The organism is Mesorhizobium sp. EU05-FHT14A09, from assembly GCF_058790995.1.
This window is the reverse complement of record NZ_JBYTDF010000002.1, coordinates 257,554-278,245: the sequence shown is the minus strand read 5'-3', so window position 1 is coordinate 278,245 and position 20,692 is coordinate 257,554. Positions and strand designations below refer to the sequence as shown.

General features: G+C 60.3%; 19 protein-coding genes. 11 read left to right on the top strand and 8 right to left on the bottom strand.

Going from position 1 to position 20,692, the window contains the following annotated elements; all coding sequences use genetic code 11:
- Positions 1–281: 281 nt before the first annotated feature.
- Positions 282–449 carry a 50S ribosomal protein L33 gene (rpmG, locus tag AC3WTO_RS08715; protein WP_040995604.1) on the bottom strand — a complete coding sequence of 56 codons (168 nt, stop codon included), beginning with the start codon at positions 447–449 and terminating at the stop codon, positions 282–284.
- Between the two features lie 153 nt (positions 450–602).
- A complete protein-coding gene (locus tag AC3WTO_RS08710) occupies positions 603–2,498 on the bottom strand; it encodes an LTA synthase family protein (RefSeq protein ID WP_492460308.1) in 1,896 nt (631 codons plus the stop codon).
- 270 nt (positions 2,499–2,768) lie between these two features.
- Between AC3WTO_RS08710 and fabD the strand changes: the two genes are divergently transcribed.
- From fabD to AC3WTO_RS08670, 8 genes are all read left to right on the top strand, one after another.
- Positions 2,769–3,710, top strand: coding sequence for an ACP S-malonyltransferase (fabD, locus tag AC3WTO_RS08705; protein ID WP_492460307.1), 942 nt, complete (start codon positions 2,769–2,771; stop codon positions 3,708–3,710).
- 51 nt (positions 3,711–3,761) lie between these two features.
- Positions 3,762–4,499: a 3-oxoacyl-[acyl-carrier-protein] reductase gene (gene fabG, locus AC3WTO_RS08700; RefSeq protein WP_492460306.1), complete on the top strand. Its 738-nt coding sequence runs from the start codon at positions 3,762–3,764 to the stop codon at positions 4,497–4,499.
- A 205-nt stretch (positions 4,500–4,704) separates the two neighbouring features.
- Positions 4,705–4,941 carry an acyl carrier protein gene (locus AC3WTO_RS08695; RefSeq protein ID WP_006203723.1) on the top strand — a complete coding sequence of 79 codons (237 nt, stop codon included), beginning with the start codon at positions 4,705–4,707 and terminating at the stop codon, positions 4,939–4,941.
- 34 nt (positions 4,942–4,975) lie between these two features.
- The gene (gene fabF / locus AC3WTO_RS08690) at positions 4,976–6,238 is read left to right on the top strand and encodes a beta-ketoacyl-ACP synthase II (RefSeq protein WP_492460304.1); all 1,263 of its coding nucleotides are present in this window, start codon (positions 4,976–4,978) and stop codon (positions 6,236–6,238) included.
- A gap of 108 nt (positions 6,239–6,346) precedes the next feature.
- Positions 6,347–7,561 carry an endolytic transglycosylase MltG gene (mltG, locus tag AC3WTO_RS08685; protein ID WP_492460303.1) on the top strand — a complete coding sequence of 405 codons (1,215 nt, stop codon included), beginning with the start codon at positions 6,347–6,349 and terminating at the stop codon, positions 7,559–7,561.
- A gap of 25 nt (positions 7,562–7,586) precedes the next feature.
- Positions 7,587–8,477 (top strand): YicC/YloC family endoribonuclease, encoded by an 891-nt coding sequence (locus AC3WTO_RS08680; protein ID WP_492460839.1) that lies wholly within the window; start codon positions 7,587–7,589, stop codon positions 8,475–8,477.
- Positions 8,478–8,480: 3 nt separating this feature from the next.
- Positions 8,481–9,134 carry a guanylate kinase gene (gene gmk / locus AC3WTO_RS08675; protein ID WP_492460302.1) on the top strand — a complete coding sequence of 218 codons (654 nt, stop codon included), beginning with the start codon at positions 8,481–8,483 and terminating at the stop codon, positions 9,132–9,134.
- A 213-nt stretch (positions 9,135–9,347) separates the two neighbouring features.
- Positions 9,348–10,055, top strand: a complete 708-nt coding sequence (locus tag AC3WTO_RS08670) for a DNA helicase (RefSeq protein WP_492460301.1) — start codon at positions 9,348–9,350, stop codon at positions 10,053–10,055.
- 54 nt (positions 10,056–10,109) lie between these two features.
- On the opposite strand, the gene rsmA is transcribed toward AC3WTO_RS08670, so the two are convergent.
- The 6 genes from rsmA to lptF form a co-directional block, all read right to left on the bottom strand.
- Positions 10,110–10,940: a 16S rRNA (adenine(1518)-N(6)/adenine(1519)-N(6))-dimethyltransferase RsmA gene (gene rsmA / locus AC3WTO_RS08665; RefSeq protein WP_492460300.1), complete on the bottom strand. Its 831-nt coding sequence runs from the start codon at positions 10,938–10,940 to the stop codon at positions 10,110–10,112.
- On the bottom strand, positions 10,937–11,935 hold the full coding sequence (gene pdxA, locus AC3WTO_RS08660) for a 4-hydroxythreonine-4-phosphate dehydrogenase PdxA (RefSeq protein ID WP_492460299.1): 999 nt from the start codon (positions 11,933–11,935) through the stop codon (positions 10,937–10,939). The genes rsmA and pdxA overlap by 4 nt, the downstream gene beginning before the upstream one ends.
- A 32-nt stretch (positions 11,936–11,967) precedes the next feature.
- Positions 11,968–12,903, bottom strand: coding sequence for a SurA N-terminal domain-containing protein (locus AC3WTO_RS08655; RefSeq protein WP_492460298.1), 936 nt, complete (start codon positions 12,901–12,903; stop codon positions 11,968–11,970).
- Between the two features lie 105 nt (positions 12,904–13,008).
- The gene (locus AC3WTO_RS08650) at positions 13,009–15,429 is read right to left on the bottom strand and encodes an LPS-assembly protein LptD (RefSeq protein ID WP_492460297.1); all 2,421 of its coding nucleotides are present in this window, start codon (positions 15,427–15,429) and stop codon (positions 13,009–13,011) included.
- Positions 15,430–15,431: 2 nt separating this feature from the next.
- A complete protein-coding gene (lptG, locus tag AC3WTO_RS08645; protein ID WP_492460838.1) occupies positions 15,432–16,517 on the bottom strand; it encodes an LPS export ABC transporter permease LptG in 1,086 nt (361 codons plus the stop codon).
- Entirely contained in the window at positions 16,514–17,710 is a 1,197-nt protein-coding gene (lptF, locus tag AC3WTO_RS08640) for an LPS export ABC transporter permease LptF (protein WP_492460296.1), read from the bottom strand. The genes lptG and lptF overlap by 4 nt, the downstream gene beginning before the upstream one ends.
- 383 nt (positions 17,711–18,093) lie before the next feature.
- Here lptF and AC3WTO_RS08635 point away from each other — a divergent pair, with 383 nt between their 5' ends.
- From AC3WTO_RS08635 to AC3WTO_RS08625, 3 genes are read left to right on the top strand one after another with little or no spacing between them, the layout of a single operon-like run.
- Positions 18,094–19,587 carry a leucyl aminopeptidase gene (locus tag AC3WTO_RS08635; protein ID WP_492460295.1) on the top strand — a complete coding sequence of 498 codons (1,494 nt, stop codon included), beginning with the start codon at positions 18,094–18,096 and terminating at the stop codon, positions 19,585–19,587.
- A gap of 3 nt (positions 19,588–19,590) precedes the next feature.
- Entirely contained in the window at positions 19,591–20,040 is a 450-nt protein-coding gene (locus AC3WTO_RS08630) for a DNA polymerase III subunit chi (RefSeq protein WP_492460294.1), read from the top strand.
- 38 nt (positions 20,041–20,078) lie between these two features.
- Complete coding sequence (locus AC3WTO_RS08625) at positions 20,079–20,690, top strand: hypothetical protein (protein WP_492460293.1); 612 nt, start codon at positions 20,079–20,081, stop codon at positions 20,688–20,690.
- Positions 20,691–20,692 lie beyond the last annotated feature (2 nt).

The following is a 20,692-nucleotide window of genomic DNA, read 5'->3' as shown; positions in this document are numbered from 1 at the left end:
ACTGTTCGGTGCGGGGGCGAAACCGGCATGTTCCATTGATACCCCATGATGCTCAGGTCCGCCGCATCTCCTGGGTCCGTGGGGTCGGCCGGCCGGCGCTGGCATATAGTGGCCTCCTCGTACCGCTGCCATCCGCCGACCGGCCCCCTTATTCTTCTTTGATTGAGCCACCGCGTCCTGGGAGTGATCCTCCCCGGATCGGGCTGGCGTTGTCTCGCGGGTAGGGGCAAACAAAAACGCCGCCCAAGGGGCGGCGTTTCGGCATTCCAAAAGAAATCAGATTACTTGATCTTGGTTTCCTTGAACTCGACGTGCTTCTTCGCAATCGGGTCGTACTTGCGGAACGACAGCTTATCGGTCTTCGTGCGGCTGTTCTTGCTCGTCACGTAGAAGAAGCCGGTATCGGCGGTCGACAGAAGCTTGATCTTGATGTTCGCGGCTTTGGCCATGGTGTTCGTCCGTTATTGTCTTGGAGTTCGAGCCGCTGGAACACGGGGAAAACACCCGGACGCGGAAAACTTGGCCGGACACATAAAGAATGCTTCCGGAAAGTCAAGTCCGCGCGGGATTGCCGCCCGCTCCCGTAGGCTCGCCGGTGCTTGTCAGCTCGTATGGGCGACGAGCCGTTCGATGGTCTCCGGGAAGAAGTCGGGGGCCGACCAGCGCTTACCGAACATCATGTCGTACTGCAGATAGCGATAGTCGCGGATCAGCGGCTCGATCTGTTTTTGCCGAGCCCAGTCGATGGTTGCTTCGTTGTCAGTGGCCAGCAGCACGTTGCGGTCGATTGCGCTGTACCGCTTGCTCACCTCGCCGAGGAAACCCGTGTAATAGGGGTGGGTTATGCCTGCCGCCTTCAGCAGATGGTAGGGCAGGAATGCCGGGCTGACCGAGCCGATGTCCTCGGAGAGCCCAGTGCGGTTTGACCAGACCACCAACGGTGTTTCGCGGTGCAACTTCATCTGGTCGGGTGCTTCCCTGCGCGGCGCGACATTGTCCTTGAGGAAGCCCGTCTCCACATAGACCGGCCCCAGCGGTGGCAGATGATCGCCAAAGAAGACGATTACGGTTGGCCTATCCCGCTTCTCGGCCCAGTCGACCAGGCGCTTCAGATTGCGGTCGGCATCGGCTGCACCCTCCGCATAAGACAGCAGCGAATCCTTCGCCCACTGGCTGATCGGAGCTTCGACGGTGTGGGAGGCATCGCTATAGCGATTGGGCTCGTAGGGGCCGTGATTCTGAAGGCTCACGGCAAAATAGAAGAATGGCTCCTCCGACGCGTCGGCCGCGGAAATGAGCTGGTCAGTCATCGCCTGGTCGGAGGCGAGTGGTCCGCGTTTTTCCAACGGCGCCGTCTCTTCCGACTGGAAATCGTCGAAGCCAAAATCGGCGTAGACGGCAGTGCGGTTCCAAAACCAGTTGGTTCCGGGATGGAATGCCCTGGCTGAGTAGCCCTCGCTCTTCAGGAAAGTGGCAAGTGAAGGCACGGGCGCACGCACATACTGCTGGTAAGGAATCGATCCTGCCGGCAGGAAGGCGTTGGAAAACCCGGTCAGGGCCTCGAATTCAACATTTGCGGTCATGCCGCCGAACTCTGGCGACAGCATCGATCCCGACCGGAGCTGCCGCACAGCCGCCAATGGATCCGGCTTGATCGACACGCCAGGCAGGATGGTGGGATCCCAGAAGGATTCGCTCATCACCATGATGATGTCCGGCTTGTCTTCCGGCACGAAACTGGTCGCCTCGGGGTGGGCGATGGCTGCCAAGGCCTTGTCCGAATAGCCCGAAGGGGCTGCGACATGGGCCATGGGAACGTTGAGTGCGAAGGCAAGCGCGAAACCGTTGGAATTGTAGTTTTCCTTCTGATCCCACATCATCGGGATGATCTGCAGGCGGTCTCGGGTCCACGAAAAGGTCGCGTAGTCCATGATCGAGACGAAAAAAGCCAACAGCGGAATCGCGACCACAAGGCGTGCGAGCCGCGCTTTGTAGCGCAAAGCAGGCGCGCGACGGCGCCACAGGCGCCACAACATCACGATCACAGCCAGCACCCCGGCAATGCCGGCTGCCAGTGCCACTCCCGTCCATGGACGCTCTCGTACCAGCAGGGGCATCAATTCGATGATCTGTCGCACATAAAGAAAGTCGGTCGGGTAGAGCGGATCGCCAAGGTAGCGTGATTTTTGATGTCCGACGAACGCCAGTGCCAGGGTCAGCGGCGCGAAAATCATCAGGCTTTGATGATTGCGCCCCAGCAATGCGTCGAGGCCGATCAGGATAAGCGTGAACAGGATGACCGTGGTCCAGCCCGGTTTGGACGGCTGAAGGAAGAAGCCGAACGTGCCGGCGAGGTCGCCCCGAAAAATCAATTCGATGGCGAACACCAGTACCGCCGAGGCGGCCAGCGTCATCAGGCAATAGCGCACAGCACGCCGTTCTTCGCCCGGTTCGAGGCCGGCCACGGCGGTGTCATGTCTGTGCTTCGGCGCGTTCATGCCGCTCCCTGACCATCCCTTCGCCAACTTACTAGTCCCCCGACTGCAAATGCGTCACTCAACTGTCACTCAAATGTCACAAAAGACTAGCGCCTGTGGCAAAATTTAGAAGAGCCAGCAAACGAATCGTGTTCGATTTTCATCATGATTGATCGCCCGCGCCGCCTCAGAAGCGCTGTTTGGAGCAGCCCGCGCAGGGCGCGTCGGACTTGACTTGTCGCCCGCGCTTGCGCACAGGGCAGGCGAGATCAAGCAATTGGAGCTCTCTTTATGGCGGTCGCGTTTACCTTTCCGGGGCAGGGCAGCCAGTCGGTCGGCATGGGCAAAGAGCTGGCGGATGCCTTTCCCGAAGCCCGTCGCGTGTTTGAAGAAGTGGACGAGGCGCTCGGGGAGAAGCTGTCCGCTCTGATCTGGGACGGACCTGAAGAGACATTGACGCTGACGGCGAATGCGCAGCCCGCGCTGATGGCCGTGTCGCTGGCGGCGGTTCGCGCGCTCGAAGCGCGCGGCTTTTCCTTGAAGGACAAGGTGACCTATGTCGCCGGTCACTCGCTGGGCGAATATTCGGCCTTGGCCGCGGCTGGGTTCGTCTCGGTGGCCGACGCGGCACGGCTCTTGCGCATTCGCGGCAATGCCATGCAATCAGCGGTGCCGGTCGGCGAAGGTGCCATGGCTGCGATCATCGGCCTCGAGCAGGCTGATGTCGAAGCCGCCTGCGCCGAAGCTGCCAAGGGATCCGTCTGCCAGGTCGCCAATGACAATGGCGGCGGCCAGCTGGTGATATCGGGCGCCAAGGCAGCCGTGGAACTGGCTGCGCAGCTGTGCACGGAAAGAGGCGCCAAGCGAGCGCTGATGCTGCAAGTGTCGGCGCCGTTCCATTCGGCGCTGATGGCGCCGGCAGCCGAGGCCATGCGCGAGGCTCTGGCCAATGTCACCAAGAATGCGCCGGTGGTTCCGGTTGTGTCGAACGTTTCGGTTTCACCAACCCGCGATCCCGAGGCGATCGCGGCCCGCCTAGTCGAGCAGGTGACGGGTCGCGTCCGCTGGCGCGAGACGGTGGAATGGTTCGGCGCCAATGGCGTGACCACGCTTTACGAGATTGGGGCCGGCAAGGTACTTTCCGGCCTGGCCCGCCGGATCAACCGCGATATCTCATTGGCTTCCATAGGAAATCCCGCCGACGTCGATGCGGCCATTGCCGTACTCGCCTGAGCAACCTGATGACCCCACCCGTGTGAAGGGTGTGCTTGAGAGGGACAAGACATGTTTGATCTGACAGGCCGCAAGGCACTGGTCACCGGAGCCACGGGTGGCATCGGCGAAGCCATTGCCAGGATACTCCATGCGCAAGGCGCGATCGTTGGCCTGCACGGCACGCGCGTCGAAAAGCTTGAAACGCTTGCGGGCGAGCTTGGCGATCGCGTCAAACTCTTCCCGGCGAATCTTTCGGATCGCGACGAGGTCAAGGCGCTGGGCCAGAAGGCCGAAGCGGATCTCGAGGGCGTCGACATTCTGGTCAACAACGCCGGCATCACAAAGGACGGCCTGTTCGTGCGGATGTCGGATGCCGACTGGGACAGCGTGATCGAGGTCAACCTGACTGCGGTCTTTCGCTTGACCCGGGAACTCACGCATCCGATGATGCGCCGGCGTTACGGCCGCATCATCAACATCACCTCCGTCGTTGGCGTCACCGGTAATCCGGGCCAAGCCAACTATTGCGCCTCCAAAGCCGGCATGATCGGCTTTTCAAAATCATTGGCGCAGGAAATCGCGACGCGCAACGTCACCGTGAATTGCGTTGCTCCGGGTTTCATCGAATCGGCCATGACCGACAAGCTGAACGACAAGCAGAAAGAAGCGATCATGGCCGCGATTCCCGCCAAGCGCATGGGAACAGGCAACGAGGTTGCTTCTGCGGTCGCCTATCTCGCATCGGAAGAGGCTTCCTACGTGACGGGGCAGACGATGCACGTCAACGGCGGCATGGCGATGATCTAACATCTGGCCGCGACCAGTCGCGGCTTTGGAAAAACGATGCTCGCGCCTTGGATGACGAGCCGTTTTCGTGTAATGCGGCCCGCAACCCGGCGGTTCGGGCAAAAGCCGGCATTGTTTATTGTGTATAAGCCCGACCTATCTTTCAGCTTGATTAGCGGCAGTGTGCCCGCTAACGAAGACAGATCATAGAACGAAGGATGCCAACATGAGTGACACCGCAGAGCGCGTCAAAAAGATCGTTATCGAGCATCTGGGCGTCGATGCCGACAAGGTGACGGAGCAGGCCTCGTTCATCGACGATCTCGGCGCGGACAGCCTCGACACGGTTGAGCTTGTCATGGCGTTCGAGGAAGAGTTCGGCGTAGAAATCCCGGACGACGCGGCAGAGACCATTCTCACGGTCGGCGACGCCGTGAAGTACATCGACAAGGCCTCGGCCTGATCTTTCCGGCATAGGTCTTCGGGAAGGACTTGGAATGAGGCGCGTTGTCGTTACGGGCCTCGGCCTGCTGTCGCCATTTGGCGTTGGGGTCGAGCACGGTTGGCGGGAACTTCTGAGCGGCCGTAGCGCCGCCAGCCGCGTCACCGAGTTTGAAGTCGAAGACCTTGCCTGCAAGATTGCGCATGTTATTCCGCGCGGCAATGGCGAGAACGGAACCTTCAATCCGGAGGCCGTTCTCGAACCCAAGGAACTGCGCAAGATCGGCGACTTCATCCTGTACGGGATCGCGGCCGCCGACGAAGCCTTGAGGGATTCGGGCTGGCAGCCGAAAACCCACGAAGAACAATGCGCGACCGGCGTCATGATCGGTTCGGGTATTGGTGGCATCGAGGGCATTGCTGAAAACGCCCTGATCCTGCAGGAGAAGGGGCCTCGTCGTATCAGCCCCTTCTTCATCCCCGGACAGATCATCAATCTCGTCTCCGGCCAGGTGTCGATTCGACACGGTCTGAAAGGTCCCAACCACGCTGTGGTCACGGCCTGCTCAACCGGCGCGCATGCGATCGGCGATGCCGCGCGGCTCATTCAGTTCGGCGATGCAGACGTGATGGTGGCCGGCGGTGCCGAAGCTCCTGTCACACGCCTGTCGCTGGCCGGTTTTGCCGCCTGCCGCGCGCTCTCCACCGAACGCAACGATACGCCTGAGAAGGCGTCACGCCCGTATGACCGGGATCGCGACGGTTTCGTCATGGGTGAGGGCGCTGGCGTCGTGGTTCTGGAAGAACTGGAGCACGCCAAGGCGCGTGGTGCCAAGATTTATGCCGAGGTTACCGGCTACGGCCTGACCGGCGATGCTTATCACATCACAGCGCCGGCCGAAGATGGCGACGGTGCTTTCCGCTGCATGTCCGCCGCGCTGAAGCGTGCCAAGCTGACGGCTGCCGATATCGACTACATCAATGCGCATGGCACGTCGACGATGGCCGACACGATCGAGCTGGGTGCCGTTGAACGCCTGGTTGGAAACGCCGCATCAAAGGTGTCGATGTCGTCCACGAAGTCGTCGATCGGTCACTTGCTCGGCGCTGCCGGCGCCGCTGAAGCGATCTTTTCGATTCTTGCCATTCGCGACAATATCGCGCCGGCCACAATCAACCTGGACAATCCCGAGCGCGAGACGGCGATCGATCTCGTTCCGAACACGCCGCGCAAGCGGCAGATCGATGTCGCGCTGTCCAATTCCTTCGGTTTCGGCGGCACCAACGCATCGCTGGTCTTCCAGCGCTATAACGGCTGATTGACCGGCTTCCGCCGATCTGCTGACAGCCCTGGGACGGATGTATCCGTCATTTTTGCCATATTCCCCGCTATTGTCGGGGGATTCGTCGATAGGACATAGGGCGCCATGAACACTGCTCCGACGAACAACGAGGATGTCAGCCAGGCCGCCGCGCAGACCACGCCGATTATCCCCAAGACGGCCAACGAGGCGCTGCGTCCGGAAGCCGGTACGCCACCTCCGGCCAAGCGGTCGCGGGCGTCGCGCAGCCAGATCATCGTGTTCATGAATTTCCTTGTATCCTGCGTCATGCTGGCGGTGATTGCCGCTGGCGGCGCAGTCTACTTCGGCAGGCAGGAGTTTTTCGGCCAGGGACCGTCAGCCAACGGGGACACCTTCCTCGTCAAACCGAACAGCGGTGTGCAGGATATCGCCGATCAGCTCGAGCGACGCGGCCTGATCCGCGACGCGCGTATCTTCCGGCTCGGCGTGCGCGCCTATGGCAACGACCAGGCGTTGAAGGCAGGCGAGTATCAGATCAAGCCGCGGTCCTCGATGCGCGAGATCATGGATCTCATGAAAAGTGGCAAGTCGGTTATGTATTCGCTGACCATCCCGGAAGGACTGACGGTGCTGCAGGCATTCCAGCGCGTTGCAGCGGAAGACGCTCTTACCGGGGACATGCCGGCCAACCTGCCGGCGGAAGGCAGTCTTGCCACCGACACGCTGCGGTTCACGCGCGGGGCGACGCGCCAGCAGATGGTGGACAAGCTGCTGGCGGATCAGAAGGAACTCGTCGAGGAGATCTGGACGCGTCGATCGTCTGACCTGCCGCTGGCCAATGTGGACGAATTCGTCACGCTCGCCTCCATCGTCGAGAAAGAGACCGGGCGCAATGACGAACGTTCGCGGGTGGCGGCGGTGTTCCTGAACCGCCTGAACAAGGGCATGCGCCTGCAGTCCGATCCGACCATCATCTACGGTCTGTTCGGCGGCAAGGGCAAACCCGGCGATCGGCCGATCTATCAGTCCGACATCGACAAGCAGACACCTTACAACACCTACCAGATCAATGGTCTGCCACCGACGCCGATCGCCAATCCGGGCCGTGCGTCGCTTGAGGCCGTGGCCAATCCATCAAAAACGAAAGACCTGTACTTCGTCGCCGACGGCAATGGTGGGCATGTGTTTGCGGAGAACCTTGATGACCACAATCAAAACGTCGCGCGCTATCGTGCTTTGATGAAGAAGCAGGCCGAGGAAGCGGCGAAGGCCGGAGGTACCGCGCAGCCCGGCGCCAATGGTGATGCGGCCGCGACAGGGACGAACACGGTCCAATAGAAAAATATTTCGGGGGCGTGGGGATATGAAACTGCAAAGCATGACCGGCTTCGCACGTGCGGTTGCCGATTATCAGGGCACTGCCATTGCGTGGGAAGTGAAGTCCGTCAACGGCAAGAGTGTCGAGGCGAGACTGCGCCTGCCGCCCGGCTTTGACCGACTTGAACAGGTTGTCCGTCAGGCGGTGCAGAAGCGCTTTTCGCGCGGAAACTTCCAAGCAACGCTGACGGTCGGTCGCACGAGCACCCAGACTGCTCAACCGGTGGTGAACGAAGCTTTCCTGAAGGACATCGCCGGCCTCGCCAAACGGCTACAGGAGCAGTTCGGGGTTGCGCCCGCTACCGCCGACGGGCTGCTGGCGCTCCGCGGCGTACTGGACGTTCCTGAGACGACTGAAACCGAAGAGACACGTGCCGCGCTCGACACGGTGATTGCAGGTGTTCTTGACGAAGCGCTGGCGGGCCTTCTCGAAGCTCGCGAAAGCGAAGGGGAGGCATTGCGCGTCCTACTGTCTGGTCAGCTCGAGGCAATCGAAACACTGACGCTGCGCGCCGAAGCGGATCCATCCCGGCAGGCGACCGTGATCCGCGAACGGATTGCCGAACAGGTCCGGCTGTTGATGGACACCGGCGCGGGACTGGATGAGACCAGGCTTCACATGGAAGCAGCCTTCCTCGCCACCAAGGCCGACATCCGCGAGGAAATCGATCGGCTGAAGACCCATGTCGCATCGGGCAGGGCGCTGCTCGCCTCCGGCGGCGCCATCGGTCGCAAGCTCGACTTTCTGGCGCAGGAATTCAATCGCGAATCGAATACCTTATGTTCGAAGTCGAACGCAGCCGCAGTTACCGCCATCGGGTTGGAACTGAAGGCGGTCGTCGACCAATTTCGCGAACAGGTCCAGAATCTGGAGTAACAGATGGCCGTCAAGGACACCGGTTCCCGCATCCGCCGTCGGGGCCTGATGCTTGTTTTGTCGTCACCTTCGGGTGCCGGCAAGTCGACAATCGCGCGAAATCTCATCGAGAGCGACCAGGGATTCGAGCTTTCGGTCTCGGTTACCACGCGGCCACGTCGCGGCAGCGAAATCGATGGTATCCACTACCATTTCAGGTCAGGTCGCGAGTTCGAACTTCTGCGAGACAATGACGAACTGCTTGAATCGGCGGAAGTACATGGAAATTTCTATGCGACCCCGCGGGAGCCTGCCGAGCGTGCCATGGCCGAAGGGCGCGATATGCTCTTCGATATCGACTGGCAGGGTGCCAAGCAGCTTAAGGAGAAGATGCGTGGCGATATTGTCTCGATCTTCATCCTGCCGCCGTCGATGAAGGAGCTGAAGGCGCGATTGAAGCGTCGGGCCGAGGACCAGGAGCAGGTCATCGAGACACGGCTGAAAAATGCACGCACCGAGATCGAGCACTGGACGGAGTATGATTTCGTCATCGTCAATGACGATCTCGATCGCGCCTTCACCGAAGTGCGCGCCATTGTTGCTGCCGAGCGCCTTCGTCGCGATCGCCGGCCGGGCCTGTTCGATTTTGTCTCGGGTCTTCTGGACGAGGCCGTCTGAGCATTGCAAGCCACGACATTGATCGCAGTGGGCGGGTCGAGGCCATTCTCGACTCAGTGAAGGCTTGTTATGCTTTTGATTGGCACTGGCCCGCGCCTCCGCCCTCCACTCGGGAAGCATTGTTCATGCGGGGCTGACTTCCTGTCGAACCAACTGTTCGAGCTGCGCGCATAAGGAGGGGTTGCGAAATCTGCTCGCAATAGGAGGTTTTCGATGAAGCTTTCTCACCCTGCCTATCAGTTGAAGCGACAGGCGAAGCGCCTGTCGCGCGAGGAAAACATCCCGCTTCACGCCGCCCTCGACCGCGTGGCGGCGAAGGAAGGGTATGCAAGCTGGAGTTTGCTGGCATTCAAATATCAGGAAATGCCTGCCGCCAGCCGATTGCTCGCTGCGCTGCGGTCTGGCGATCTGCTCCTTGTCGGAGCACGTCCAGGGCAAGGCAAGACACTGTTCAGCCTCGAATTGGCGATCGAGGCGATGAAGATGGGACGTCGCGGCGCTTTTTTCTCTCTCGAATATACTCAAAAGGATATTCTCGGTCGTTTTCACGCTCTTGGTGTCGAGCCTGGGCTTTTCGACGGCCGGTTCGAGTTTGACGGCTCCGATGCGATCGATGCTGGCTACATGATAACCACACTCCAACCGGCGCCCAGGGACACGCTCGTTGTGGTGGATTATCTGCAACTGCTCGATCAGAAGCGGCAGAGCCCGGATCTCGTCGATCAGATTCGTACGCTACGATCGTTCGCACGAGACAGAGGGCTGATCTTTGTCTTCATTTCGCAGATCGACCGCTCTTACGATCCGTCGAAGAAACCATTTCCGGACCTGAACGACATTCGTCTGCCAAATCCCCTGGACCTCGGGCTGTTTGACAAGGCGTGTTTCCTGAACAACGGAAACGTCCAGTTCATTGCATAGCTGGAACTGAACAAGCAGAGCCGAATGGGGTACGCGACGCCATTTGGATTGGGCTCAGCTCTCCAACAGGTTCGTCAGCCGTACGAACTCGTCGACGCTGAGTGTCTCGGCACGGCGGGTCGGATCGATTTCGGCCCGCTCCAGCAATTTCTCGCCGCCGAGGCTCTTGAGGCTCTGCCGCAGCATCTTGCGGCGCTGCCCGAAGGCCGCTTCGGTAACGCGGCCGAGTCTCTTCACATCGGCAGGCAAGAGGAATTCGCGTGGTGTGAGATGCAGGACGGACGAGGTCACCTTGGGTGGTGGCGTGAATGCCTGTGGTGGTACATCGAATGCAATTTTCGCTTCCGTTCGCCAACCGGCCAGAACACCCAGGCGACCGTAGTCGCTGGTATTGGGTTTCGCGACGATGCGTTCAGCCACCTCGCGCTGGAACATCAAGGTGAGCGACTGGTAGAAAGGCGGCCAAGTGTCGACGGTTAGCCAGCGAATGAGCAGCTCGGTGCCGATGTTGTAGGGCAGGTTGGAGACAATCTTGACCGGGCCGTCCGCTACCAGCGTCGTGAAATCGGTCTTGAGCGCATCGCCCGAGATGACTTCCAATTTTCCGGGGTAGTGGTTCGAGACCTCGGAAAGTGCTGCCAGGCAGCGCTCGTCGCGCTCGATGGCGACAACGCGGCGGGCACCATGCAGGAGGAGGGCGCGGGTCAAGCCTCCCGGCCCTGGGCCAACCTCTATGACCGTCGCCTGTGTCAGATCGCCGGCGGTTCGCGCTACTTTGCCGGTCAGGTTCAGGTCGAGCAGGAAGTTCTGGCCGAGCGCCTTCTTGGCCTGCAGCCCGTGGCGTTCGATGACGTCCCGAAGCGGCGGCAGTCCATCGGCGCTCATGCTCTTGCACTCCAGGCGTTGCCAGCCAGCTCCGCCGCGAGTCTCAGCGCAGCAATCAAACTGTCCGGTCTGGCGATGCCACGGCCAGCGATATCGAAGGCGGTACCATGGTCCGGTGAGGTTCGAATGAACGGTAAGCCAAGGGTTACGTTGACAGCCTCATCGAAAGCCAGCGTCTTTGCCGGGATCAGCGCCTGGTCGTGATACATGCAGAGCGCTACATCATAGCCTGCGCGGGCACGCCGATGAAAAAGCGTGTCCGCCGGCAGCGGGCCTCGTGCATCGATGCCTTTGGAGCGGAGTATCTCGACGGCCGGGGCGACAATCTCCAGATCCTCCTTGCCCATCGAGCCACCTTCGCCGGCATGAGGATTGAGGCCGGCAATGGCAAGGCGAGGCGATTCGATACCGAAACGGCTTTTTAGGTCGTGCGCCGTAACGCGCGCGGTTGCCACGATCAGGTCGGTGGTGAGGACTTTTGGAGCTGCCGCGAGCGGGATGTGGATGGTGACAGGGACCGTGCGCAGGTCAGGCCCTGCCAGCAACATGACCGGCATTACCGGCTGACCGGAGTGACGGCTCGCCAGATGCGCCAGATATTCGGTATGGCCAGGGAAACCGAAGCCGGCATCATAGAGCGGCTTCTTGGCGATGGGGCAGGTGACAACCGCTGCTGCGCGGCCGGCAAGGCTGTCCGCGACCGCGCGATCAATCGCCTCGATAACCCCTTTCGCATTGGCGGGATCCGGACGGCCGACGGAGTCGATGAACTTTGCTTCCAGCGGCACGATAGGCAAGGCGTCGGCGAACACGGCAGATGCCTTTTCCGGGGTCGTTTCGGCAATCGAAATATTGGCTTTGACGAGAAGACCGCGTGCCGCCACCAAAGCCGGGTCCGCCAGCAGGTAGAAGGCGGGAACGCTCCCTTCCTGGCGACGTTTCCATGCTGCCAGCGCGACCTCCGGGCCGATGCCGGATGGATCGCCTACACTCAATGCAAGAGGCAGTCCGGTTTTGCGCACAGCCGTCAGCGCTGAACGATAACGGCCTTGGCCTTCAACTCGGAGACATACTTCTTGCTGAGCTCATCAGCGGCATCGTCCTTCTTGCCGCCGAGGCCTTCGTTCTGGAGCATCAGCTGGGCAGTCTTGTCGTCCGAGACTTCGCGCGCCGAGCAGATGCCGATGAACTCGATACCGCGGTCGGTCTCACGCACGTTGGTAGCGCCGCCGGCTTTGGTCGCCTTGATCTGGTCTGCCCAGTCCGCCGGCAACTGCGGTGCAAGCACGCGGCCGAGGTCGCGAACTGTGACGTCTATGAGGCCTTTGGCGAATTCGCGTGTCGTGTTGCATCCGTTGAAGCGGGCACGCATGGCTTCGGCCTCGCGCTTGCGCTTGCCCATCAGCGCACCTCGCTCAGCGGCCGGCACGACGAAAATGATCTGCTGCAGCAGATATTCGGTGGCGGATGGCTTGTTACCGCCTTTCTGGAGCATCTTGCGAACGGCGTCCTGCTCGCTCATGCCGCCGCCGCCCTGCTCGGAACGGTAACGCATGCTGAGCGCCTGATTCCAGGCCATCTGCGCGCGGATGAAATCCTTGAAATGCTGCTTGGTGACGCCCGACTTGTCCATGACGCCGTCCAGCTGCGCCAGCTGCATCTTGTTGTTGGAAGCAAAGCGCGCGTAGGCTTCATTCACCTGCTGGTCGGAAATGCGGATACCCAGGCGTCTTGCCTCAGTAAGGCGAAGCGTCTGCTCGACCATTTCGTTGGCGGCATCACCCTTGCGCTTCTGCAGGCGCAGGAAGGCCGCGCGGTGCTGGATATCTCCAGTCGTGATGGCGACATTGTTGACGACATATTTGATTTCGCTGGCAAAGGCCGGTTGGGACATCGCCGTCAGCGAAACACCCGCGGTTGCAACCAGAAGCGCAAGGCCCGCTGAAAAGAGCTGTTTCCTCATCGTCTCTGTTCCAAATCCATTTTGGTTCCGGCTCATCACTGAGCCGAATACAATTTTCCCATGCCCGTCCTATGCGGCGAAACCATGTCGTGCAAGGGGGATGGCTTACTGGAAGCTGCTGGAGGTCGAGCCAAAATCGCCGATGGTGCGGAACGAGATGTTGAAGCCGATGTTGCGGGTCACTTCCTTGGTTACCCGGTCGCGGCTTTCAGACACCGTCATCATGTAGGTGAAGCACTCGTCGTCATACGCGAAGCCGACACCATCGCCCGTCAACACCCGGGTCTGGATGTCATACGTGCCAGAGCCAAAAACGCGCCAGTTCTGATTGAGGCGCGTTGAGCCTCCCAGCGTCACCTCGTGGCGATCTTCTTCGAATCCGTAACCTGGCTGAGCCTGGATGAAGGCATACTGCGCGGAAACAGAAATGGGGGACGAGCCGCTATAGGCAGCCTTGGCTTCGGCGCGACGGACCTCGAAGGTCTGTTCATCGAAGCGGCCGCTGACCGAGGCCGACAAGCCGTAAGGGCTGGTAAAGCCGGCAAGGCCGACATAATCGGACTTGTCTGTCTGGAGGCCGGAATAGGCGCCGACATTGACCAGGTCAGGCTGCGCGAAGGAGTTGGTACCGCCGAGCTGGTACGACTGGCCGAACAGGGCGTTTGTCGTCCAGCCGTTTGCATAGCTGCCGGAATAGCGCACGCCGACATTGGCGCGCGTGCCGCCTTCAATGCGGTCGTAGCCGGAGAACTTGTCGCGTTCGAACAGGGTGGTCGCATCGAACACCATGCTCTGCGCATCTTCGTTGGGGACCCGAAGGCCACCGACATAGGATTCGTTCGGGCGCACGAACAGCTGTGCTGTCGGCTCGATGATGTGCGATCCGCCAGTCAGGCTGGTGAACAGCAGTGGCCAGCGGAATTCAAGACCCGCCGTCGCCATGGCCCTGGCAAAAGATGAACGCATGTCTGCAGAAACACCCTGTGCGGCCGCCATCTGGTTGACGGCGTCGAGCGAGCCTGAAGACGCGTTGAGGTAGTTGGCGTCGCCCTGGAAAGCGAGCAACGGAGTGATGACCATGCCGCCATCGGTGACGAAGCTGCGCTTCCACTCGGCTTCTGCGGTCAACCGACCAGAATTGCCTTCGATACCGCGAACACGCTGCGCGAGGCTCAGCGTATCATAGTTCACCGTGAACGCCTCATCGAGGCGGTCACGCTTGATGACACGAGAGTTGAGGTTGATCGAGAGTTGACCTCCCGCCAACGATGTATCCGGGATGTAGGCGTAGTCGAGCGACGGCAGCACCCAAGGCTGGAATTCATCGCGCGCGCCGGTCTGATATCGAGCCCCAGCCTCGCGCTGCAGTGTCTTTTCCTGCACCTCGAAGTGCATGGCGCGCAGGTCGAAGTAATTCCGATCATTCAGGCCGGTCAGATAGACCTCAGACCGGTGAACCGACGAGTCGTAACCGTTGATGTGATAGGTTGTCGAAAAATTCTTGTCTGTCTGCAGCAGGACATCCCAGCCGAAATTCCAGCGCGAATTGATCGCGAACTGGCCCTTGCTGCCCATCATGCCGCGGAATTTGTTCGGGTCGCCGGTTGGGCCGGAATCGACTGTATTGGGGTCGAATTTCCAGGGTTTCCTCTGGTCGATGCCCGCGATGCGAAGACTGTACTGGCCGTTGTCGAAACGCTGGCGCCACTCGGCTTCGCCGAGGAAACCCTGATTGGTGTAGTAGGTTCCGCGCGCGGTGATGTCATAGGTCGGCGACAGCGCGAAATAATAAGGTACGGTTATGCCGGTGCCGAGCTTGCTGTTGAAAGTGATGCCCGGCATCAGGAAGCCGCTCTTGCGCTTCACTGTCGGATCCGCGATCTCGAAAGCCGGCAGGAAGGCGATCGGGAAACCGAAGAACTCGAAATTGGAGTTCTCGAATCGCACCGTCTTCTTCTGGCCGTTCCAGATAATCTTCTTGGCTTTGACGCGCCAGATCGGCGCCTTGTCCGGCTTGTCCTCGCAGGGTTCGCAAGCGGTGTAGACGCCGTTGTGGAACGTCGTCAGCACGCCGCCGATGCGTTCGGCGCTTTCGGCGCCGAAATAGGTTTTGTCGACCGTCTCGACACGCAGCGCATTGACGAAGCCGTCAGCAAAATCGTCGGTGATGTCGATGTGCTCGGAGTTGACCTTGGTGCCGTCACTCTGCACGAGCTGTGCGTTACCCGTTGCGACCAAGCGCTTGGTCTTGCGGTCGTATTCCACACGCTGCGCAACGAGCTTGTTGCCACCGTAGTCAATCTGCACGCCACCGACGGCGGTCACCGTCTGGTTGTCGTTGTCATAGACCAGCGTATCGGATTCCAGAAGCATCTGCGAACCGGCTGGCACGCTGGGGGCTTCCACCGCCTGCGCTGCAGCCGGGACAGCCGTCGCCAGGCTGCCGGCAAAAAGGCAAGCGAGTGCGCTCACTCCGCACAGAAGTGCCGCCCGGATCGGCCTGCGACCTTGCAAAACCGGTCTCATCACTAACCGTCTTCCCTGTACAGCAGGAACGTCACCCCGAAGAACATCGCCACGACCACCGGAAACCATGCAGCTACCACGGTCGGGACGAATCCCGCCACTCCAAACGCTTTGACCAAAACAGACACAACATAAAGCAGAAACCCAGCGACTACGCCACCCAGAATCATCGTTGCAGATTGTCCCATGCGTGCAAATCGCATCGAGACGGTTGCTGCGATCAGAGTCATCGCAACCAGAAGGAAGGGCATGGCCACCAGCGAATCGAACTGCATGGCGAATGCATTTGCCTTAAGCCCGAAGGATCGAGCAACTTCAATCTTTTGCGGCAACTCGTAGAAGGGAATTGTTTCCGGCCGCGCCAGGCGTTCCTGCACGAATTCCGGCTTCAGATCGGTCGGCAACCGGTCGGTCGCCTTCTTCTCGACATTGCCATCCTTGAGGATGCTGACGTCCTGCAGTTCCCAGTAGCCGTCGCGCAGGAATACCTGCTTGGCATCCTTGCGTTCGACGATGTTGCCTTGCTGGTCGAGCAGGAAGAAGACGGCATCCGCCATCTCCAGCCCTTGATTGAGGATCGCGCGCGCGCCGATGATCGTATCGCCTGCGGCGGTTTTCTGCCTGATCCAGGGAGCTGCATCGGCCGATACGTTGTTGGACGTGCCGGAACGCAATTCGCTTTCGATTCTCTCTGACTGGGAAAAGCCGTAGGCGGCGAGCGGGTTGAGTATCGCGACGGCAACGGCGCCAAACATCAATGCACCGATGCAGCAAGGCAACAGGAACTGCCATGCTGAGATGCCAGCGGAACGTGCGATCACCAGCTCATACTTGCGGTTGAGTGAAACAAGCGTCGCCATGGCAGAGAACAGCCCGACGAAAGGCACTGTCTGCAGCATGATCATCGGTACGCGCAGCGCCGAGATGGCAAAGCCCGTCTGGTAGGTAAAGCCGGGGACGCCGGCGATGCGGCCTGTCAATTCCGTGAAATCGATCAGGAATACCAATGCGAACAGCCCGAGGAAGATCCAGATGGTGATCCCCAGGTAGCGGAAGAAGAAATAGCGGCCGAGCGTCCAACCCATCAGGAGTTCCCCTGACGTGCAGCACGATTGGCCCACCAAAGTCGCAGACGGATACCGATTTCGCCGAAGCGACTGAACATGTTGGTAAGCCAGTCAGCCCAGCTTGACGGCAATTCCATGCGGCGATTGGAAAAGATGACCCAGCCGGCCACAATCGAGGCGGCAAAAGGCACGGCGATCACCAGATAGTTGTAGATCGGGTTGGTGTTGGCCTTGCCGGCAGCGAAGAAACCCAGCCAGCGCACAAACAGCGCGATGCAGATCGCGGTGATGAGCGGGTGGATGCGCGCTTCGCGGTGCGAGCGCGCGTCGCCGGCAACTGCCAGTGCGATCATTGCGAAGGCGAGCGAATAAGCCCATTCCGAAAACCGCAATGCAAGCTCGGCGCGATATTGGTCGGGGGCCTGCTGGTAGTAGCGGTCGTTAGGGTCGGGATTGAGCAGGTATTGGGTCGTCTGGTCCTTTGGATAGAGCGTGGCCTGTGCGGCGGTTGCAAACGCCGAAAGGTCGAATGCATAGGACGTGAAACGAATGACTGAGACGTCGCCCGCGGGTGATTTGCGGTGCACCACGCCGTCGTTCATCAGCAGGACCTTTTCGTTGCCCTTGTCGATGACCGCGCCTGTCTTGGCGTAATAGACGAGGTCGGTACCTTCCTGCCGCGAGTCCGCGACGAAGATGCTGCCGAGGCCGCCGTCCGCAAAGCGCTCGCCGATCTGGACAAAAAGGCCGTCTTCTATCTTACGGAATGTTCCTTCCTGGATGATCAGCGACAGGAAGTCGGCGCGCGCGCTGGCAATCAGTTCACGATTTTTCTGCCGGGCATAGGGCTCAACCCCGTTGTCGACGACAAAGGCAAATACGCTCGCAATCAGTGCGAGGATCAGGATCGGTTTGACGACGGTCATGCGGGAGGCGCCGGCGGCGTTGATCACCACGAGCTCTGAATCGGAGTTCATGACGCTGAGTGTCTGCGCCACCGCCACGATGAGCGCGAAAGGGACGACGATCGGGATGATGGTCGGCAGGATAAGCGCCGCGACCTGGAAGAAACTCAACGCTGATTGCCCGTTGTCGGTTACCAGGTTGATGCGGGTGAGAACCTGCGTCGTCCAGACGATCGCCAGCGTCCACGCCAACGCCGCAAGAAAGAGCGAGAGCGCGCGCCGGAAAATATAGAGCTCGGCGACCTTCATTCAGGGCAGTTCTTCTCGATCGATCTCGACGGGTGTCGCAGTTTTAGAAGTTATCTTTCCGGTGACACCCACACAACCGGCCTGGTCTGGTTCCGCTTCAAGTCGTCATGTCCGGCGCCGTCGACTCTGGTAGGCAATGGATAAGAAAAGGCGAATAGGTATGGTTAACAGCGGTTTGCGCCAGACATTTGTGTGACGCATCGTCGATCGTCAAGGGTTGGTGGTCGCCAATAATGCATTCGCGCGTCGGACGAAAGAAGGTGGCGGCTCATTCGCTCGCGCTCTTTTCCCCGTGTCGACTTGAGGTTTGCCGGTCTTGCCAAACGTTCTAAAAGCGCGAAATGTCGCCCGTCATTCCAAGCATTCAAATCAAGCAGGATCTCATGGCTGCCCGACCCACAATTGCCTTTGCCAAATTCGCCGTCGTCAAGAAGGGCACGGTCTTCGTGCTTGCCGCGGAAGAAGCGGGGCTTTCCGAGGGGGCCAGAGCGCAGGATCCTTCCGGTTCACTGGCGCGCGCGCTGCCGGCGGCGGATTTCTCCGGGAAGTTTGGTTCGTCCGCCGAGATCTTCGCGCCTGAAGGCACCAATCTCGACCGGCTGGTCGTGCTTGGCGCAGGCAAGCCATCCGCACTCGATGAATATGCATGGCTGAAGCTTGGCGGACATGTGGCGGCCTCACTGCGCAAGGCCAAGGAGGTTGCTGTCGTGGTCGATCTGCCGGGCGCCGAGACAACTGGCGCAGACGCAGCGGGCGTTGCCGCTGGCATTCTGTTGCGCGGCTATTCCTTCGACAAATACAAGACGAAGAAAAGCGACGACGCCAAGGACGATGCCAAGACAGCGGTCAAGATCACCATCCAGACGGCAAATCCCGCGGCTGCCAAGAAAGCATTTGCCGAGCTCGAAGCTGTTGTCGACGGTGTGATTGTGGCGCGCGACCTGGTCAATGAACCGGCGAATGCGCTGGGGCCAGTCGAATTCGCCGAGCGGGCCAAGCAACTTGAAGCGCTGGGCGTCAAGGTCGAGATCCTGGCCGAAAAGGAAATGAAAAAGCTCGGCATGGGCTCGTTGCTCGGGGTTGCGCAAGGCTCGCCGCGCGGCGCTCGCCTTGCTGTACTCCAGTGGAACGGTGGCAAGCCGAAGGAAAAGCCGCTCGCGTTTGTCGGAAAGGGTGTGACCTTCGATACCGGGGGCAATTCGATGAAGCCGGCATCAGGCATGGAGGACATGAAGGGCGATATGGGCGGCGCCGCTGCTGTGACGGGCCTTTTGCACGCGCTCGCCAGCCGCAAGGCGAAAGCCAACGTCGTCGGCATTCTTGGGTTGGTGGAGAACAGCGTCGACGGTCATGCCCAGCGTCCAGGCGACATCGTTACATCAATGTCAGGCCAGACCATCGAGGTGCTCAACACCGATGCCGAGGGTCGCCTGGTGCTTGCCGACGCACTCTGGTACTGCAACGACCGCTTCGAGCCGCGACTGATGATCAATCTTGCTACGTTGACAGGAGCTATCATGGTTGCGTTAGGGCAACACCATGCCGGCCTGTTCTCCAATGACGATGAACTCGCGGGGCAACTGGTGCAGGCCGGCACGGCCACGCAGGAGAAGCTGTGGCGCATGCCGCTCGGCAGCGAGTATGACAAGCTGATCGATTCGAAGAATGCCGACATGAAGAACATAGGCGGACGTTATGGCGGTGCCATTATCGCCGCTCAGTTCCTGCAGCGTTTCGTCAAGGAAACACCGTGGGCTCATCTCGACATAGCCGGGACAGCCATGGCCGCCCCCGCAAGCGAGATCAACCAGTCCTGGGGCTCCGGTTTTGGTGTCAGGCTGCTCGACCGACTGGTGCGCGATCACTACGAAGGCTGATCGATGGCCGAGGTGCTCTTCTATCACATGACCGAGTCGACGCTCGAGGAGGCCTTGCCGGGCTTGCTCGAGCGTAGCGTCGACCGGGGTTGGCGCGTGGTCGTGCAACTCGGTACGGAAGAGCGTCGAGATGCGCTGGACCAGCATCTCTGGGTCTATCGCGACGATGGCTTCCTGGCCCACGCAACCGACCGCGAACCGTATCCTGCCGAGCAACCCATTCTGCTCACCACAGGGCAGATGAATGCGAATACGGCGCAGATCCGCTTCCTGGTGGACGGTGCCAGCCCCCCGGATTTGGCTGGCTACGATCGCGCGGTCTTTCTGTTCGACGGACATGACTCGGGCCAGATCGAGGCGGCACGCAGCCACTGGAAAGACATGAAGGATGCCGGTCACACGGTGACTTATTGGCAGCAGACCGCGGATCGACGCTGGGAGCGCAAGGCTTGACGTTGCGCGAGCGCGCTCGGCGCTCTAAGGGCTGAGCCATGCGTAAATTTTTCCTGCTGCTCATCCTGGCCGGTGTCGTCCTTCGTGTTGTCTACCCGTGGGCCGTTCGAAATTTTTCGGGGGAAGAACTCGGCACCTGGCATGTCTATCAAGATGGCCGCTTCAAACCGGTGACGGTGTCGCTGAAGGCTGGGACCGGACCGGTGCGAGTGTTCGTTGACCTCACGACCAGTGCCGATCGTATCAATTCCTTTGATCGCACCGTGCTGACGCTGACGGCCGCAGCGGGCAGCCGCACGGTGCTTGCGGAGCGGCTGAATTTCAGCGGCAATCCAACGCCGCGCGAACAGAGCCCGCAACTGACCGACAAGATATTCCGCGACGAGGCGGGGCTGATCGCGGCTGATGAAGCAGAGACATATGTCTTCACACTCGGCCTGGGAGATGCCGACAACTTACAAATCAAGGCCGTCGATCTTGTCCTGCGCAGCGGTGCTGCCGCTCCCGACGCACGGGTAAGCCAGGTGGGGCTCGGCTCGATCGCATTCGGCTTGATCGGTCTGGTGATGGCGATCCGTTTCGGCAGGCCGCGACGTTCCGACAAACCTGAGGCTCCGTCCAAGCCGCGCTGGGGCAGGGGCGCTTCCTGAGA